Annotated in this window: 12 protein-coding genes; 9 read left to right on the top strand and 3 right to left on the bottom strand. The window is 62.1% G+C overall.

From position 1 onward, the window contains the following. Positions 1-22 precede the first annotated feature (22 nt). Positions 23-826 (top strand): helix-turn-helix domain-containing protein, encoded by an 804-nt coding sequence (locus H2LOC_RS07825; RefSeq protein WP_136495888.1) that lies wholly within the window; start codon positions 23-25, stop codon positions 824-826. A 106-nt stretch (positions 827-932) separates the two neighbouring features. Beyond that, on the top strand, positions 933-2,189 hold the full coding sequence (locus tag H2LOC_RS07820; RefSeq protein WP_136495887.1) for a Swt1 family HEPN domain-containing protein: 1,257 nt from the start codon (positions 933-935) through the stop codon (positions 2,187-2,189). Between the two features lie 274 nt (positions 2,190-2,463). Here H2LOC_RS07820 and H2LOC_RS07815 read toward each other — a convergent pair whose 3' ends face one another. From H2LOC_RS07815 to H2LOC_RS07805, 3 genes are read right to left on the bottom strand one after another with little or no spacing between them, the layout of a single operon-like run. Further along, entirely contained in the window at positions 2,464-2,667 is a 204-nt protein-coding gene (locus tag H2LOC_RS07815; protein ID WP_136495886.1) for a hypothetical protein, read from the bottom strand. After that, positions 2,664-3,338, bottom strand: coding sequence for an ImmA/IrrE family metallo-endopeptidase (locus H2LOC_RS07810; RefSeq protein WP_136495885.1), 675 nt, complete (start codon positions 3,336-3,338; stop codon positions 2,664-2,666). Before H2LOC_RS07810 ends, H2LOC_RS07815 begins: the two co-directional genes overlap by 4 nt. A gap of 16 nt (positions 3,339-3,354) precedes the next feature. Then, on the bottom strand, positions 3,355-7,059 hold the full coding sequence (locus H2LOC_RS07805; protein WP_136495884.1) for a vitamin B12-dependent ribonucleotide reductase: 3,705 nt from the start codon (positions 7,057-7,059) through the stop codon (positions 3,355-3,357). A gap of 505 nt (positions 7,060-7,564) precedes the next feature. Between H2LOC_RS07805 and H2LOC_RS07800 the strand changes: the two genes are divergently transcribed. From H2LOC_RS07800 to H2LOC_RS07770, 7 genes are all read left to right on the top strand, one after another. Next, positions 7,565-8,107, top strand: coding sequence for an SRPBCC family protein (locus H2LOC_RS07800; RefSeq protein WP_136495883.1), 543 nt, complete (start codon positions 7,565-7,567; stop codon positions 8,105-8,107). 727 nt (positions 8,108-8,834) lie between these two features. Then, positions 8,835-9,395: an SRPBCC family protein gene (locus H2LOC_RS07795; RefSeq protein ID WP_136495882.1), complete on the top strand. Its 561-nt coding sequence runs from the start codon at positions 8,835-8,837 to the stop codon at positions 9,393-9,395. Beyond that, positions 9,392-10,336, top strand: a complete 945-nt coding sequence (locus tag H2LOC_RS07790) for a YVTN family beta-propeller repeat protein (protein ID WP_136495881.1) — start codon at positions 9,392-9,394, stop codon at positions 10,334-10,336. Before H2LOC_RS07795 ends, H2LOC_RS07790 begins: the two co-directional genes overlap by 4 nt. A 94-nt stretch (positions 10,337-10,430) precedes the next feature. Then, entirely contained in the window at positions 10,431-11,468 is a 1,038-nt protein-coding gene (locus H2LOC_RS07785) for a SphA family protein (RefSeq protein WP_136495880.1), read from the top strand. A 78-nt stretch (positions 11,469-11,546) separates the two neighbouring features. After that, positions 11,547-11,954 carry an NADH:ubiquinone oxidoreductase subunit NDUFA12 gene (locus H2LOC_RS07780; protein WP_136495879.1) on the top strand — a complete coding sequence of 136 codons (408 nt, stop codon included), beginning with the start codon at positions 11,547-11,549 and terminating at the stop codon, positions 11,952-11,954. Between the two features lie 114 nt (positions 11,955-12,068). Further along, a complete protein-coding gene (locus H2LOC_RS07775; RefSeq protein ID WP_136495878.1) occupies positions 12,069-12,803 on the top strand; it encodes a DUF2155 domain-containing protein in 735 nt (244 codons plus the stop codon). Between the two features lie 298 nt (positions 12,804-13,101). Further along, positions 13,102-14,685 carry a phytoene desaturase family protein gene (locus H2LOC_RS07770; protein WP_136495877.1) on the top strand — a complete coding sequence of 528 codons (1,584 nt, stop codon included), beginning with the start codon at positions 13,102-13,104 and terminating at the stop codon, positions 14,683-14,685. Positions 14,686-14,948: the final 263 nt, after the last annotated feature.

Below are 14,948 nucleotides of genomic sequence, written 5' to 3'. Positions count from 1 at the left end.
CCGGAATTTCTACCGGTAAAAGATGAGCGATTATCCTGGTATAATAAGCGCCATGGAGAGAACCGACCGCTGGCGCCTGCTCGGCGCTTTTCTTCGCGCCCATCGTGAGCGCATGTCGCCCCCGGCCGGGGCTGCAACGCGTCGCCGCACGCCCGGAATGCGGCGGGAGGAACTGGCCGAAGCAGCCGGGATCAGCGTGACCTGGGTCACCTGGCTCGAACAAGGCAGGGAGGTGAACGCCTCCGTCGCGGCGCTGTCGCGCATAGCGAAGGCGTTGAGCCTCACCCCGGCGGAACGGGCCTCGCTGTTCGATCTTGCGGGAAAACGCGATCCCAGCGCCCCGGCTGCGGCCCTGCCCGATCTGCCCGCAGAATTGCTGGAGCTGCCTGCACAATTTGCCGGGCCGGCCTATCTGCTCGACGCGGTCTGGACGGCGCGGGCCTGGAATGGGGCCGCCGCCGATCTCTTCACCGGCTGGCTCGATGAGGCTTCATCCGAGCGCAACCTGCTCGCTTTCGTGTTTCTTTCGCCGCTCGCCCCGCGCCTCATCGGCGATTGGGCCGAGCGCGCGCGGCGTCTTGCGGCTGAGTTTCGCGCCGATTTCAACCGCCGCCCCAATGATCCGGCGATGGGCGCGCTGGTCGACCGCCTCTCGGATCAAAGCGCGCTGTTTGCTTCGCTTTGGCGCGATCAGGATGTGCTCGGCCGCGAAGGCGGAGAACGCTGTTTTACCCATCCGTTGCGCGGAAAATTGCATTTCCGCCAGACGACGCTGCTCATCGCCTCCCGGCCGGAGGTTAAGCTGGTGTGTTTGACGGGGGTGTAGGGAGGCGAAGGTGTGAAGAGAAGCAACATTTCACCGAGAGGTACTTTGTTGCCATCGTGCGCAGCCATGGTTATCTGGCTTCGCCATTCCGACCAGCGCGGTGCAGATGTCCGACGACGTTATCCCAAAAATCGGCTCACCTTTAGACGGCAGTGACTCGCTCCGACTGATTAACAAGTCAGCGATCAATCCACTGCTAGGTTCTATGAACTCTACCCATCTCAATGAAATAGAACGCTTATCGGCGCTGGTGAAGCAATTCAGCCCCCCTGTTATGCCAGAATTAGAGGGGCTGACGAAGATGGCGGATATTGCGTCTGCACATCTTAAAGAAATGGATCGCTTATCGGCATTTGCTAAGCAATTCCAAGCCCCTGTTATCCCAGAAGTAGAGAGGTTCGCGAACATATCAAATCTTGCGTCTGCTCATCTGAAGGAAATGGAGCGGCTATCGACGTCGGCCAAGCAATTTGGAACCTATATTTGTCCAGAAGTAGAGGCGTTATCGAAATACTCCCGCGCAGCCTCCCTTGCAATTGCGCCCTTTTCAGCCGAAACGGGGAGAAGTTTATGGGAGAGTAGGATTGCCGGAAAATTGGGAGCTTTCAACCGACCTTGGGCACTGGAGGGGGCGCTGGGGATTTCGGTCACTGGATTCGCCCGCTTGGCCCGCATTAGCGATGCCGCGCATTATAGTCAGCCTTTTGATGAACCGGTCGCTGAATTATTCCGAGAGGAACTCGGTTTTGGGATCGAAGCGGACGAAAGCGCGGATGCGGAAGCCCGCGATGCTGCGGCCGTCGAAGCCGGATTGCATCCAGGGCTGATTGCTTTTCCCCGCGAGGAATACGGCGATGTAATATGCGCGGCCGGATTTCAATTTGAATTCGCTGTCGCTCCTCTGCCTGTCGCAATAGAAGATGGCGATCCGGGTGCTGTATTGGATCCCCGACACAACGAGGTGCTTACTAACTTAGAGCTATCTTTACGGTATGCTATCGAAGCAAAACTATCTGCGCTGGATGGTGATGCTTGGGTCAAGAGGCGTGTTCCACCTAAGCTCCGGGACGAATGGCAAGCTCTTCAGGCGAAGGATCGCCAAGACGGGCGGTCCGTTTATGGACTAATACATTACGCTGACTTCTCGCATTTGGAGAGCATTATTGCACAAAAAAACAACTGGAGTGACGCGTTCGGAGCTATTTTTGGAAATAAGGAGTTTTTCTGTTTAGCGCTTCGGCAGTTGTGTCAGATTAGAAACGCTGTATCGCATCGTCGACCCCTCGGGAGAGCTGATGTCTTGATGTTGTTTGCACAATCAACTCGGATCTACAAGGCGCTAGGACTTAAGGTATTTAGATGACTTGACGTCTTATGCCCTCCCGCCCGCGGTCGCCTCGTATGTCTCGGGATCGAGCGTCGGCCCGATCCCCTTGTCCCGCAGTTCGATAAGCCAAGCAATCAGACGTCTTGCTTGGCCGCACGCTTGCCCCCTCAATTACACCCCGTCGTGCTGCCGCAGGTCTCGCACTTCAGGCACGTCCCGTTGCGCACCAGGGTAAAATTCGCGCATTCGGGGCAGGCTTCGCCGACATAGCCCTTCATCCGCTCTTCGGCTTGATCAGCTCGCGCCTAATCTAAGGTTTGTTCTTCAGCAATTCGTCGAGAGACGATACCTGCTCTTTTTTAAGGACCGTTTTGAGTTGAGCATCAGACCTAAAGTCTTTTGCAAACCCTTCACCGTAAATCTTCCTTAGCGTACCGACAAGAGTATCACTTCTTTTGCGATGGATTTGACCGTCTTTGTCTCTATGGCGATCATCAAGTCCTGGCTGCTTCATCGAACTCCTCCAGCGTTAGGGGTATCCAACTCATTTCCGCAAGTTTCACATTTTAGCGCATTACCTTTGCGCGCCAGCGTAAAGCAGCCGCATTTCGGGCACTCCTGACAAACATATCGCTTCTCAGCCTTCAATGCGGCGATCTGGCGTTCCACCACTTTCCGCTCGACGTTGCAGGCGGACGCGATGGCGTTAATATCGAAACGAAAAGAAAACAAATATTTCCATGGCACTAGTAGGTTATCAGCGAAGGTGTCTGCCTGCCATTCAGCTAACTCTTCTTTTGGCCAAGCCTTGAGGCGTTCGGCTTCGCTGGAAGAAAAAGCTTTCGCAGTGTTATCGTGCTCTACTATGTGGGCTATTTCATGGGCGACAACGTATTTTTCGAACGGGAAACCAAGAAGCGCTGCTTCCTTCACATCTCGATCAATGAAGAGACGCAGAGGTTTGTATTTCACTCTAGCGGGCGCGTAGCCAAGCGGAGCATTAAATGTGTGAACCGTCAAAACGCCTTTGTTGGGTAACTCCGTTCTTTCTAAGAACTCAATTGCTTGCCACACCTTGAACTCGGGGCGATGGTCAGCCCCGAGTAATTTCCGCAAGGACTCGGCGTCTGCTGCGAGACGCGCAAAGCTTTTGGGAGCGACTTTATAGTCGGTGGGGTGTGACACTGCCGGCTCCTCCGCATCAGGAGCAGCCGGTCGTTCCCCCGCATGTATCGCATTTCAGGCATGTGCCATTACGAACCAGCGTAAAGTTACCACATTCCGGGCAGGCTTCGCCAACGTAACCCTTCATACGAGCCTGATCTCTCCTCGCACTAAGCGAGGGTTTGCTCCACTCGACGTCCCTCGAGAAAGCTAAGCCTCCCGTCGTGGGATCGTTATCATCATCAAAAGGGTTAGTGGATTCTTCGATCTCACGGGCGAGCTCCGATTTCAGCGCCAGGGCGCCGCTGGAAGCATGGGCCATCGGCGGCGTCGCATCGGCGCGGTTCACCAGCGTCAGCCGGTCGGCCTTGTTGCGCAGCAGCCCGCGCGAGACGACGGAGGCGGCTTCCGGCGCCTTGCCCTCATGCTCGCCCTTGCCGAGCACGTCATGGCCGATGTCGTCGGGCGAGACATGGGCGAGATCGTTGCGGCCGAGATAAGAGACCGCAAGCTCGCGGAACACATAATCGAGAATCGAGGTCGCGTTCTTGATCATGTCGTTGCCTTGCACCGGGCCGGCGGGCTCGAAGCGGGTGAAGGTGAAGGCGTCGACATATTCTTCGAGCGGCACGCCATATTGCAGGCCGAGAGAAATGGCGATGGCGAAATTGTTCATCAGGCTGCGGAAGGCGGCGCCCTCCTTGTGCATGTCGATGAAGATTTCGCCGAGGCGTCCGTCGCCATATTCGCCGGTGCGCAGATAGACCTTATGTCCCCCGACTGCGGCCTTCTGGGTGTAGCCCTTGCGGCGATCGGGCAGCTTTTCGCGCTCGCGCACCAGCTGATGGACGATGCGCTCGACGACGCGTTCGGCCACCTGCGCCGCGCGCGCCGGCACGCTGGCCGCGATCAGCTGCTCGACCTTGTCGCCGGCGTCTTCGTCTTCTTCATCACCCGCTATGAGCTGCGCCGAAAGCGGCTGCGAAAGCTTTGAGCCGTCGCGATAAAGCGCATTGGCCTTGAGCGCGAGGCGCCAGGACAAGAGATAGGACTGCTCGCAATCCTCGATCGTTGCCTCATTGGGCATGTTGATGGTCTTGGAGATCGCGCCCGAGATGAAGGGCTGCGCCGCCGCCATCATGCGGATATGCGATTCGACCGAGAGATAGCGCTTTCCGGTGCGCCCGCACGGGTTGGCGCAGTCGAACACGGCATAATGCTCGCGCTTGAGGAAGGGCGCGCCCTCCAGCGTCATCGCGCCGCAAATATGGACGTTGGCGGCTTCGATCTCCGCGCGCGAGAACCCGAGATGCGAAAGCAGATCGAAATTCTTGTCGTCGAGCGCGGCGGGAGAAACCCTCAGCGCAGAGCTGAGGAAATCGGCGCCGAGAGTCCATTTGTTGAAGACGAATTTGATGTCGAAGGCGCCGGCGAGCGCCTTTTCCACCACCTGGAGTTTTTCATCGGTGAAGCCGCGCGCGCGCAGGCTCGTCGTGTTGATCGCCGGCGCATTGGAAAGGCTGGCATGGCCGACCGCATAGGCCTCGATATCGGCGATCTCCGCCTCGTTATAGCCGAGCGTGCGCAAGGCCTCGGGCACGGCGCGGTTGACGATCTTGAGATAGCCGCCGCCGGCCAGCTTCTTGAACTTCACCAGCGCGAAATCGGGCTCTATGCCGGTGGTGTCGCAATCCATGACGAGGCCGATGGTGCCGGTGGGCGCGACGACGGAAACCTGCGCATTGCGATAGCCGTGAAGCTCGCCCTGGCGCAGCGCGTTCTCCCAGGCGCGGGCGGCGGCCTCGTTCAGCGCCTTGTCGGGGCAGGCGGCGATGTCGAGCGGCACCGGGGCGATGGAGAGCTTTTCATAGCCGCTATGCTCGCCGAGCGCGGCGCGGCGATGGTTGCGGATGACGCGCAGCATGGCCTCGCGGTTTTCCATGAAGCGCGCGAAGGGGCCGAGCTCCCTGGCCATTTCCGCCGATGTGGCGTAGGCGACGCCGGTCATGATCGCCGACAGCGCGCCGGTGATGGCGCGGCCTTGCGCGCTGTCATAGGCGATGCCGGAGGACATCAGCAGCCCGCCGACATTGGCGTAGCCGAGGCCGAGCGTGCGGTAGTCATAGGAAAGCTGGGCGATCTCGCGCGAGGGGAACTGCGCCATCAGCACCGAGATTTCCAGCACCACGGTCCATAGCCGCACCGCGTGCTCATAGGCTGCGATGTCGATCTGCTTGGTGGCCTCGTCGCGGAACTGCAGCAGGTTGAGCGAGGCGAGGTTACAGGCCGTGTCGTCGAGGAACATATATTCCGAGCACGGATTGGAGGCGCGGATCGGGCCGCCGGCCGGGCAGGTGTGCCAGTCGTTGATGGTGGTGTGGAACTGAATGCCGGGATCGGCGGAAGCCCAGGCGGCGTAGCCGATCTTCTCCCAGAGGTCTTTGGCCTTGACCGTCTTGGCGGTCTTGCCGTCGAGCCGGCGGATCAGCGCCCAGTCTTTATCCTCCTCAACCGCGCGCAAAAAGTCGTCGGTGACGCGCACCGTGTTGTTGGAGTTCTGGCCCGAGACGGTGAGATAGGCCTCGCTGTCCCAATCGGTGTCGAAAGTTTCAAAGGCGATGTCCTTATAGCCCTGGCGGGCGAATTGGATGATGCGCTTGATGAAATTGTCCGGCACGTCTTCGCGGCGGGCCAGCTTGATCTCGCGCTTGAGCGCGGGGTTTTTCTCGGGGTTGAAGCAATCGTCGTTGGCGCCTTCGCAGTTCACGCAGGCGCGCAGGATCGCCTTGAGGTGCTTCTTGACGATCTTGGAGCCGGCGACGAGCGAGGCGACTTTTTCCTCCTCCTTCACCTTCCAGTCGATGAAGGCCTCGACGTCGGGGTGATCGACGTCCACCACCACCATTTTGGCGGCGCGGCGGGTGGTGCCGCCGGATTTGATCGCGCCCGCGGCGCGATCGCCGATCTTGAGGAAGGACATCAGCCCCGAGGAGGCGCCGCCGCCAGAGAGCTTTTCGTTTTCGCCGCGCAGCCGGGAGAAGTTGGAGCCGGTGCCGGAGCCGTATTTGAACAGGCGGGCCTCGCGCACCCACAGATCCATGATGCCGCCGTCGTTGACGAGATCGTCTTCCACCGACTGGATGAAGCAGGCGTGCGGCTGCGGATGCTCATAGGCGCTCTTCGACCTCACCAGCTTGCCGCTGGCGAAATCCACATAAAAATGGCCCTGGCCGGGGCCGTCGACGCCATAGGCCCAGTGCAGGCCGGTGTTGAACCATTGCGGCGAGTTGGGCGCGGCCATTTGTCTCGCCAGCATGTAGCGCAGCTCGTCCATGAAGGCCTGGGCGTCTTCCTCGCTGTCGAAATAGCCGCCCTTCCAGCCCCAATAGGTCCAGGCCCCGGCCAGCCGGTCGAACACCTGCTGCGCCGTGGTTTCGCAGACATAGCGCTGGTCCTTGGGCAGGGCGGCGAGCGCCTCCGCGTCGGCCGTGGAGCGCCACAGGAAAGAGGGGATCGAATTTTCCTCGATCCGCTTGAGCCGGGCCGGCACGCCCGCCTTGCGGAAGTATTTTTGCGCCAGCACGTCGGCGGCGACCTGGCTCCAGCCCGCCGGGACCTCGATGCCGTCGAGCGAGAACACCACCGATCCATCCGGGTTCCTGATCTCGCTTTTCGTCGTGCGGAACTCGATCGACGCGTAAGGAGACTGGCCGGCGGCGGTGAAGCGGCGCTCGATCTTCATATGGCTCAATTCCTCAAATCTGGGTTCGCGCGTGGGAGCGCGCCGAGGGACGCCGGCTAGCGGCCGCTCTTGCAGGAGGGCCGGACCGGCGTTCCGGTGGAACGCTTCTGAACGAAACGCATTACGGCTGATGGGCTTGTGGCAAAGCGGCGGGTTCGACCCGTCCGGCTGGGATTGTTTCCGACTCTGCTCCGCTTCGTCACGAGGACCCCCGCAAACTGCGTGAACCGGTCTCTGTCGTCAAGATATAGTGACCAAAAAGTTTCGGATCTCTATATATTGCTAAAATAGTGGATAGTGGGGAAAACTCTTCAAATGCGCTGCAGCATGGTGGTCTTGCTCCAGGGATTCGGCAAGAGGCGCCTGTGGATGAATTTTGCGCTTTGAGGGCCGGCGCCGGGCCTTCAGCCGACGCTTTGCCTTGACGGGAGCTTCAGGTGCGATTTTATGTCGCCCCGGAGCCGCCGCCGGCGGCGACAAGCTCTCTATCTTTGGAGACCCATCAATGTCTTTCGTCGCCCCGCGCCGCGCTTTCCTCGCTGCGGCCCTGTCGCTCGTTCCCGCAATCGCACTCGCCCACGGTCCCTCGCGCCAGAAGGTCGTGGAAAAGATCGAGATCGACGCTCCGCCCGCCAAGGTCTGGGAGATCGTCGGCAATTTCGGCGACATCAACTGGCTGCCGGGCGTCGCCAAGACCGAGGCGACCGGCGGCAATACGCCGGAGCAGGCCAAGCGCAAGCTCACGCTCAGCAACGGCGGGACCATCGACGAGTCCCTGACCAAATACGACGCCGCCGCGATGTCGCTCTCCTACAAGATCGATCAGGTGGACCCCAAGGTTCTGCCCGTCAACAACTATTCCTCCACCATCACGGTCACGCCCGCCGACGGCGGCAAGTCCACGGTGGAATGGAAGGGCGCCTTCTATCGCGGCTTCATGAACAACGATCCGCCGCCGGAACTCTCGGACGAGGCCGCCCTCAAGGCGGTCGGCGGCATCTACACCAGCGGCCTCGCGGCGCTGAAGGCCAAGGCCGAAGGCAAGTAAGAAGGCTTTGTGGCCGATTCTCGCCGTCATCGCGAGGAGCGTAGCGACGTGGCGATCCAGCCGTTGGCGTGGCTCTGGATCGCTTCGCTGCGCTCGCGATGACGCGAACCAATCTGCCGAAAGCTGTGCTTAGGAGGGGGAAGCATTCCGGAGCGCAGTCCGGATTGCTTCTCGCCCGAGAGGTTTTCGCGAAAGCCTATAAGCACTTGCGATAAGAACGCGTCGCCGCTTACTAATCGGGAGCGGCTCCGATCGGCCGCAGGAATACGGCCGCACGATCGCGAGCGCCGCCGCGCTGGCCTCTCGACGCCAGGGCGAAGGGCGCAGTCCCTCCTTGGCGGGCTAAGGCATGCACATATCTCGAAAGTCGCCAACCCCGTCATGGCCGGGCTTGTCCCGGCCATCCGCGCCGAGCAATGGCGAAATCCTCGGAATACGCCTGCAATATAGAAGGTTCTCGTGTTTTGCGCGGGCGCGCGTTAGCGCAGCGGCAACGCGCAACTTAGTACGAACCGAGGGGAACAGGCTCCCTCTCCCCGCGGGCGGGGAGAGGGCAGGGGTGAGGGGCTTGGGCATTTTTTCGTCCGGCCCATCGCGTCCAAAGCCCGAGTGCGATTGTGCTCTAAGAGGCGCGGGCAATATTTTCCTCTCGTGTTTTTTGCCCCGGCCCCTCACCCTAACCCTCTGCCCGCGAGCGCGGGGAGAGGGGATTCACAATGTCCCGGCCATGACGGCCCAGCAGAGACTTCGGTCTCCTTTACGTTTTGCGTGGGTTCTGGCCATTGCTCTCGCGGCGCTGACGCCGCTTGCGGCTTTCGGCCACGGGGCCACGCCGCAAAAAGTGATCGAGGCCATCGAGATCGACGCTCCTCCGGCCAGGGTCTGGGCGGTGGTGGGCGATTTCCAGGATGCGAGCTGGCTGCCGGGCGTCGTCAGATCGGAAGGCGAGGGCGGCAATACGCCGGAAACTGGAAAACGGCGCCTGTTTCTGGCGAACGGCGCCGCGATCGACGAACGCCTCGTGCAATATGACGAATCCGCCATGTCGCTGCGCTATCTGATGGAGCATGTCGACATCAAGGTTCTGCCGGTCGGCAATCTATCCGCGACGCTGAAGGTTTCTCCCGCGGGCGCCGGGTCTCTGGTCGAGTGGAAGAGCCGTTTCTATCGCGCCTTTCCCGGCGGCAATCCGCCCGAGCAATTCACCGACGAAATCGCCGTTCAGGCGGTGACGGATCTTTTCAGGAGCGGGCTCGCAAATTTGAAAGCCAGGGTCGAGCGGCGATGATCGGGCGGCTTCTCGGCGCTTCGGCGCTCATCGGCCTCGCCGCCGCGCCGGCCTTGGCGGACGAAGCCTTCGTGACCAACCAGACCGGCGACAATCTGACCATCGTCGAGCTTTCGGCGATGAAGCCGCTGGCGACCCTGCCCATCGGCGGCAAGCCGGCCGGCGTCGCTGCGAGCCCGGACGGCTCCCGCGTTTATGTCACCAGTCCCGAAGGGCATTTTCTGACCGTCGTCGACGCCGCCGAGCGGCGCGTCGTCAAGAAGATCGAACTCGGCGGCGGGCCTCTCGGCGTCGCGGTCTCGCCGGACGGGCGGCGAATTTATGTCGCCGACATGTATGGGCGCGATCTGATCGAGATCGACGCGGCGACCGAGGCGATCCGCCGCGCCGAGATCGGCGCAATGCCCGCAGGCCTCGCCGCGACGCCCGACGGAAAGCTGCTCGTGGCTGCGGCGCGCGACGACAACGCCCTCGTTGTTTTCGACGCCCGGAGCCTCGCCCGGCTCGCCGTCGTGCCCGTGGGGCGGCACCCCTACGGCGTGACCATCGACGCCGAGGGCAGGCGGGCCTATAGCGCCAATGTCGAATCGAACGACGTGAGCGTCGTCGACCTCATCGAGCGCAGGCTGATCGCGAATGTGGCGGTCGGCAGTCATCCCTATAGCGTCGCACTCGCCAGGGGCCGCGCCTTCGCCGCGAATCAATATGACGAGAGCGTCAGCGTCTTCGACGCCCAAAGCTTGAAGCCGCTGGGCGTGGTGAAGGTCGGGGAATATCCCGAGAGCGTGGCGGCGAGCCGCGACGGGGCCTTTATTTACGTCACCAACTGGTTCTCCAACGAATTATGGTCGATCGACGCAGCGACGCTGAATATCGTCGCCAAAGCTCCCACCGGCGACGGACCGCGCGCTTTCGGAGCCTTCGTGCGTGTCGCCAATTAGCGCCGTCGCCCTTGCCGCGCGCATTTGGATGCGCGAACCTCGGAGGGCGCATTCTGCATGAGTCGCCGGGCTTTTGCGATTTGAGGGCGGGCCGATGCGGCGGAGGGGAGGAGGGGTTGTTCGTTACGCGCGACGGGCGCTTCTCCTGGGCGGCCAGCTCGCCGGGCTGGCGCTTGCGGGCGGCGCTGCGGCTCCCGCTCTCGGGGATGAAAGCGGTTCCAGCTTCTGGACGCCGGGAACCTATGACAGCTTCTCGGCCATCCCCAACCAGCCGGGCTGGTCGGTGACGATCTATGGTCTTCACAGCACCGGCTACGCCGGCTCCAGCATTTCCGCGGCGAGGCTCAGCCGCATCGGCGCGCTCGACGGGACCCAGCTCGGCGACGTCACCTCCAATTCCGGGAGCGTGACAAATCAGATCAACATCACGCCGAGCTATGGCTTTTCCTTGCCGGCGCTGGACGCCAGCGCCGCTCTCAGCGTCACCGGCGTCGTAGGTCACGCCACGGCGACCGAAACCGACACTGCATTCGGCGCGATGGGAGCGCCGAACCCAATTCCGCCCTTGAGCTTCGGCGACTCGGTGACCGGCGGCGGCGATCTTTCTCCCCAGGCGACGCTGTTCTGGAATCGGGGTGTCCACAATTTCATGGTCTACGCCACCGGCAACGCGCCCGTGGGCGCCTATGATAAAAAGAGGTTGGCGAATCTCGGGATCGGCCATGGCGCCGTCGACGCCGGCGGAGGCTATACCTATTCCGACAGCGTCAGCGGCGTTGAATTTTCCGCAGTCGCAGGCTTCACCTATAATCTCATCAATCCGACCACCGAATACCGAAGCGGGGTGGACTTCCATCTCGACGTCGGCGCGTCGAAACACCTCACCGAGCATCTTTTCGTGGGGCCGGTGGGTTATCTCTACAATCAGGTGAGCTGCGACGGCGGCCCAGGCGATGAAGTCGGGTGTTTCAGGTCGCGAGTCGCCGGACTCGGCGCGCAGCTCGGGTACAATTTTCCCGTTGGGCCGGCCTATCAGGCCGCTGTCCATTTCAAGGGATATGGAGAATTCGCCACCGAGAACCGCGCGGCGGGCTGGGCCGCGCGCGCAACCCTGACCATCTCGCCAAAATAAGCCGGCTGGTTTCACGGCGCTGGACATCGCGCCCGTCAAACGCGATAAGGGCCGCAGAACTCACAGGACACGACGCGCATGTCTTTTATCGTTCGTCTCTTCACATGGTGGAACCGAGCCACGCTCAGCACGGGCCTGTGGACGCTGCTCTATGGCGAGCGCGTCGGCGAGGACGAATTCGGCAACGTCTACTACCGCACCAGAGGCGGGAAGATCGACCCGGCGCTCGGCTTCGAGCGCCGCTGGGTGATCTACAAGGGCTACGCCGAGGGCTCCGGGACGCCGACCGGCTGGTATGGCTGGCTGCATCATACGGTGGACACGCCCCCGACGCAGGAAGACTACAAGCCGAAGGAATGGCAGCTCCCCTTCCAGGAGAACAAGACCGGCGCCGCCCAGGCCTATCGTCCGCCGGGATCGATCCTGAGCTCCGGCCAGCGGCCGCCGGCCTATGGGGACTACAACGCCTGGCGTCCCGAAGGCTGAGAGGCGGCGGTCCGCCGCCCGCGGGCGTCTCGAACACCAAATCGCCTTTCTCGCGTGCATCTTCTGTAGCGTGACCAATTCTTTCTGTCGCGGTTTCAGCGGCGCGGAGATGTGATGCTCTTTCCTTACGGCTTGTCCTTCCTTCGGCGCAGACCAGTCGTCGGCGCGCTTTTCGCGTTGGCGGCCTTTCCGGTCTCGGCCGATCCCATCCGCCACCCGACGGCGATTTTCGCCGGTCTCGACAAGACGACAGGGCGCATCATCAATTTTGACGTGGCCATCGACGAAACGGTGCAGTTCGGGTCGCTTCAGGTGACCGCAAAGGTCTGCAACACGCGCCCGCAGACCGAAACGCCGCAAACCACCAGTTTCGTCGAAATAGACGAGCAGGCGACCAAGCCCGAGCAGAAGCGCGACTCCAAAACCGAGGCCAAGCCCGAGATCAAGCGGGTGTTCTCCGGCTGGATGTTTGCGGCCAGCCCCGGTCTCCATGGCGTCGAGCACCCGGTTTACGACGTGTGGCTGGTGGATTGTAAGGGCGGCAAGGAAGTGGTCGCGCAGCAGCCGCCGACGGCTGCTCCGGCGCCGGCTCCCGCCGCGGCCCCGGAACCCAACAAGCGGAGCGGGCGCGCGCGCAAGGTGGAGCCCGCAGCGCCGGCCGCCGTCGAGGCCCAGCCTATCGGTCCGGCCGATGAACCGGTGTTCGGCGAAAGCTTGAAGATGGATCCGGCCCTCGATCCCGCTCAAAGCGAGACTCCCCCAGCCGAGAAACCCAAGCGCCCGAGGAAGAAAAAGCCAGCGGCTCCGGCCGAAGCGGCTCCGGCGGCCGATCCGGGCATGGCTTTCTAGCGCGCTTTCCGCTCGGCATAGCCCGTCATGCGACGAGCGTCCAAAAGGACGCCCTTTGACCGTTCGTGCGATGCGGTCACGCGATTAGAGCCGCGCCGCCGCCTGGCGGTCTTTTTCCCGCATGAGGCGCTTTCTTTCGCCCGCCACGGCCGATGGCGGCGCGATGTGGGATATAAGACTTTCTGGATCATGCGAGCGGCGGGCGAGCGCGCCATATCGTCGAACTGAACCAATTCTTATCGAAAAAGTCAGAAACTTTTTTCCGCGAATCGCTGCGGCGGAAATTCCGGGGATCCCGATGACGACAGGAAAGAAATTCGACGCCGTGGTGATCGGCTCGGGGCTGGGCGGGCTCACCGCCGGCGCGCTGCTCGCAAAGCGCGGCTATAGCGTCTGTCTGCTGGAGCGCAACTTCAGCCTGGGAGGAGCCGCCTCCGTCTACAGGGTCGGCAATCTCACAGTCGAATCCTCGCTTCACCAGACCTCGGATGCGCGAAACCCGCGCGATCCGAAGCACGGCGTATTGAGCGAACTCGGAATCCTGGACGAGATCGAATGGCGGCCCACCGGGCCGCTGCATAATGTGCGGGGCGGCCCGGTAGGTGAAAATTTCGCTCTGCCGGCCGGCTTCGACGCCGCCTATGACGCCCTGGCGTCGCGTTTTCCCGACAAGAGCCAGGCCATCAAGAGCTTTCTCAACGAGGTCGAACAGATCCACGATTCGCTCTGGACGATCAGGCAGGCGCGCGAGACCGGCTCGGTGGCCAAATTCGCCAAGGCTCTTTGGGAGATCGAACCGGCCGCGCGCGGCTGGCAGGATTCGCTCGACGAGGTTTTCGAGCGGGACTTTGGCGGAGCGGAGGCGCTCAAATGCGCGCTCGGCGCCAATCTTCTCTATTTCGGCGACGATCCGGCGCGGACCTGGTGGATTTATTACGCCCTGGCGCAGGGCGCGAACATCGCCTCCGGAGGGGTCTATATCAAGGGCGGCTCGCGCCAGCTCAGTCTCAAGCTGGCCAAGGCCATAACCAAGGCGGGAGGGGTGGTTCGTCTGGGCCGGCTCGCGACCGCGATCGAAACCGACTCGGAAGGCCACGTCGCCCGCGTGCGCCATGTGGCGCGCAAGAGCGGCGAGGATGAAGAAACGCTCGACGCGCGCGTGGTCATGGCCAATTGCTCTCCGGCGGTCGCGGGCGATCTGCTGCCGGCGCAAGCGCGCGAACTGATGGAAGCCGAGTTTGGCGCGAGGCCGCTTTCCACCTCTCTGTTCTGCGCCAATTTCGGTCTGAAGGCGAAGCCGGAGACGGTTGGCCTCAAGGACTATTCTTCGATCGTGCTGCCGCAATCGCTCACGCGCTTCTCTCAATATGGCGACGGGGCGGGGGCTATGGGCGGCGATCCGGAGAACGGCGCCCTGCCGCTCTATTCCGTCGCCAATTTCACTGCGGTCGATTCTGGCCTTTGGGACGACCCGCCGATTCTGGTCAGCGTGCTCGGCCTCGATCGTCTCGACAACTGGCGCAACGTCACCCGCGAGGATGCAGGGGAGCGGCGCGAGCGCTGGCTCGACGCCTTCCAGGACGCGCTCGAGAGAGACTATCCCGGATTTTCGTCCCTCGTGACGGATCGGATGATGCTCAACGCCCATTCGATGGCGGGTTATCTCAATACGCCGGATGGAGCCGTTTACGGCTTTGAGCCCCTGCCTCCCGAAGACCCCATCGTCGCCGGCTTCCCCCGCACGCCGCGGACTCCGGTCGGGGGGCTCTATCTCTCCTCGGCCTTTGGCGGGGAGCACGGATTCAATGGCGCCATCCTGTCCGGCGCGGAAGCGGCGCGCTTGGCGGCGGGGCGGCTCGAATCCTGCGCCGAAGCCGATTGAGAGGCGGGCTCATCATGGCGCGTGTTCGTCCAAGCCCGGTGGAACACACATCAAAGCGAACGATTAACCATGCTGTTCTTGCCGTGAACCGCTTCGCCTTCTTTTTGGGGCGCGCTTGTCGGCGCCTCCCACCTGAACGGCGTCGTCAGGGGAATTTGCAGTTCTTATCGCGAAAACCCGTCGATTTTCACGGGAAGCGCGCTAGTTCCGCCCCTGTACAGGCGTGCGAGCGCCCGTCGTGAAAAAAAATTGCGAGGACAGAT

This window comes from Methylocystis heyeri, assembly GCF_004802635.2.
GTDB lineage: Bacteria > Pseudomonadota > Alphaproteobacteria > Rhizobiales > Beijerinckiaceae > Methylocystis > Methylocystis heyeri.
The sequence above is the reverse complement of the archived record's forward strand: the minus strand, read 5'-3'. Positions and strand labels throughout refer to the sequence as shown.

Excerpts from the sequence above, each read along its gene's own strand:
- H2LOC_RS07825 (WP_136495888.1), top strand. The coding sequence starts at position 23 with ATGAGCGATTATCCTGGTATAATAAGCGCCATGGAGAGAACCGACCGC.
- H2LOC_RS07820 (WP_136495887.1), top strand. The coding sequence starts at position 933 with ATGTCCGACGACGTTATCCCAAAAATCGGCTCACCTTTAGACGGCAGT.
- H2LOC_RS07815 (WP_136495886.1), bottom strand. The coding sequence starts at position 2,667 with ATGAAGCAGCCAGGACTTGATGATCGCCATAGAGACAAAGACGGTCAA.
- H2LOC_RS07805 (WP_136495884.1), bottom strand. The coding sequence starts at position 7,059 with ATGAAGATCGAGCGCCGCTTCACCGCCGCCGGCCAGTCTCCTTACGCG.
- H2LOC_RS07800 (WP_136495883.1), top strand. The coding sequence starts at position 7,565 with ATGTCTTTCGTCGCCCCGCGCCGCGCTTTCCTCGCTGCGGCCCTGTCG.
- H2LOC_RS07795 (WP_136495882.1), top strand. The coding sequence starts at position 8,835 with ATGACGGCCCAGCAGAGACTTCGGTCTCCTTTACGTTTTGCGTGGGTT.
- H2LOC_RS07790 (WP_136495881.1), top strand. The coding sequence starts at position 9,392 with ATGATCGGGCGGCTTCTCGGCGCTTCGGCGCTCATCGGCCTCGCCGCC.
- H2LOC_RS07785 (WP_136495880.1), top strand. The coding sequence starts at position 10,431 with ATGCGGCGGAGGGGAGGAGGGGTTGTTCGTTACGCGCGACGGGCGCTT.
- H2LOC_RS07780 (WP_136495879.1), top strand. The coding sequence starts at position 11,547 with ATGTCTTTTATCGTTCGTCTCTTCACATGGTGGAACCGAGCCACGCTC.
- H2LOC_RS07775 (WP_136495878.1), top strand. The coding sequence starts at position 12,069 with ATGCTCTTTCCTTACGGCTTGTCCTTCCTTCGGCGCAGACCAGTCGTC.
- H2LOC_RS07770 (WP_136495877.1), top strand. The coding sequence starts at position 13,102 with ATGACGACAGGAAAGAAATTCGACGCCGTGGTGATCGGCTCGGGGCTG.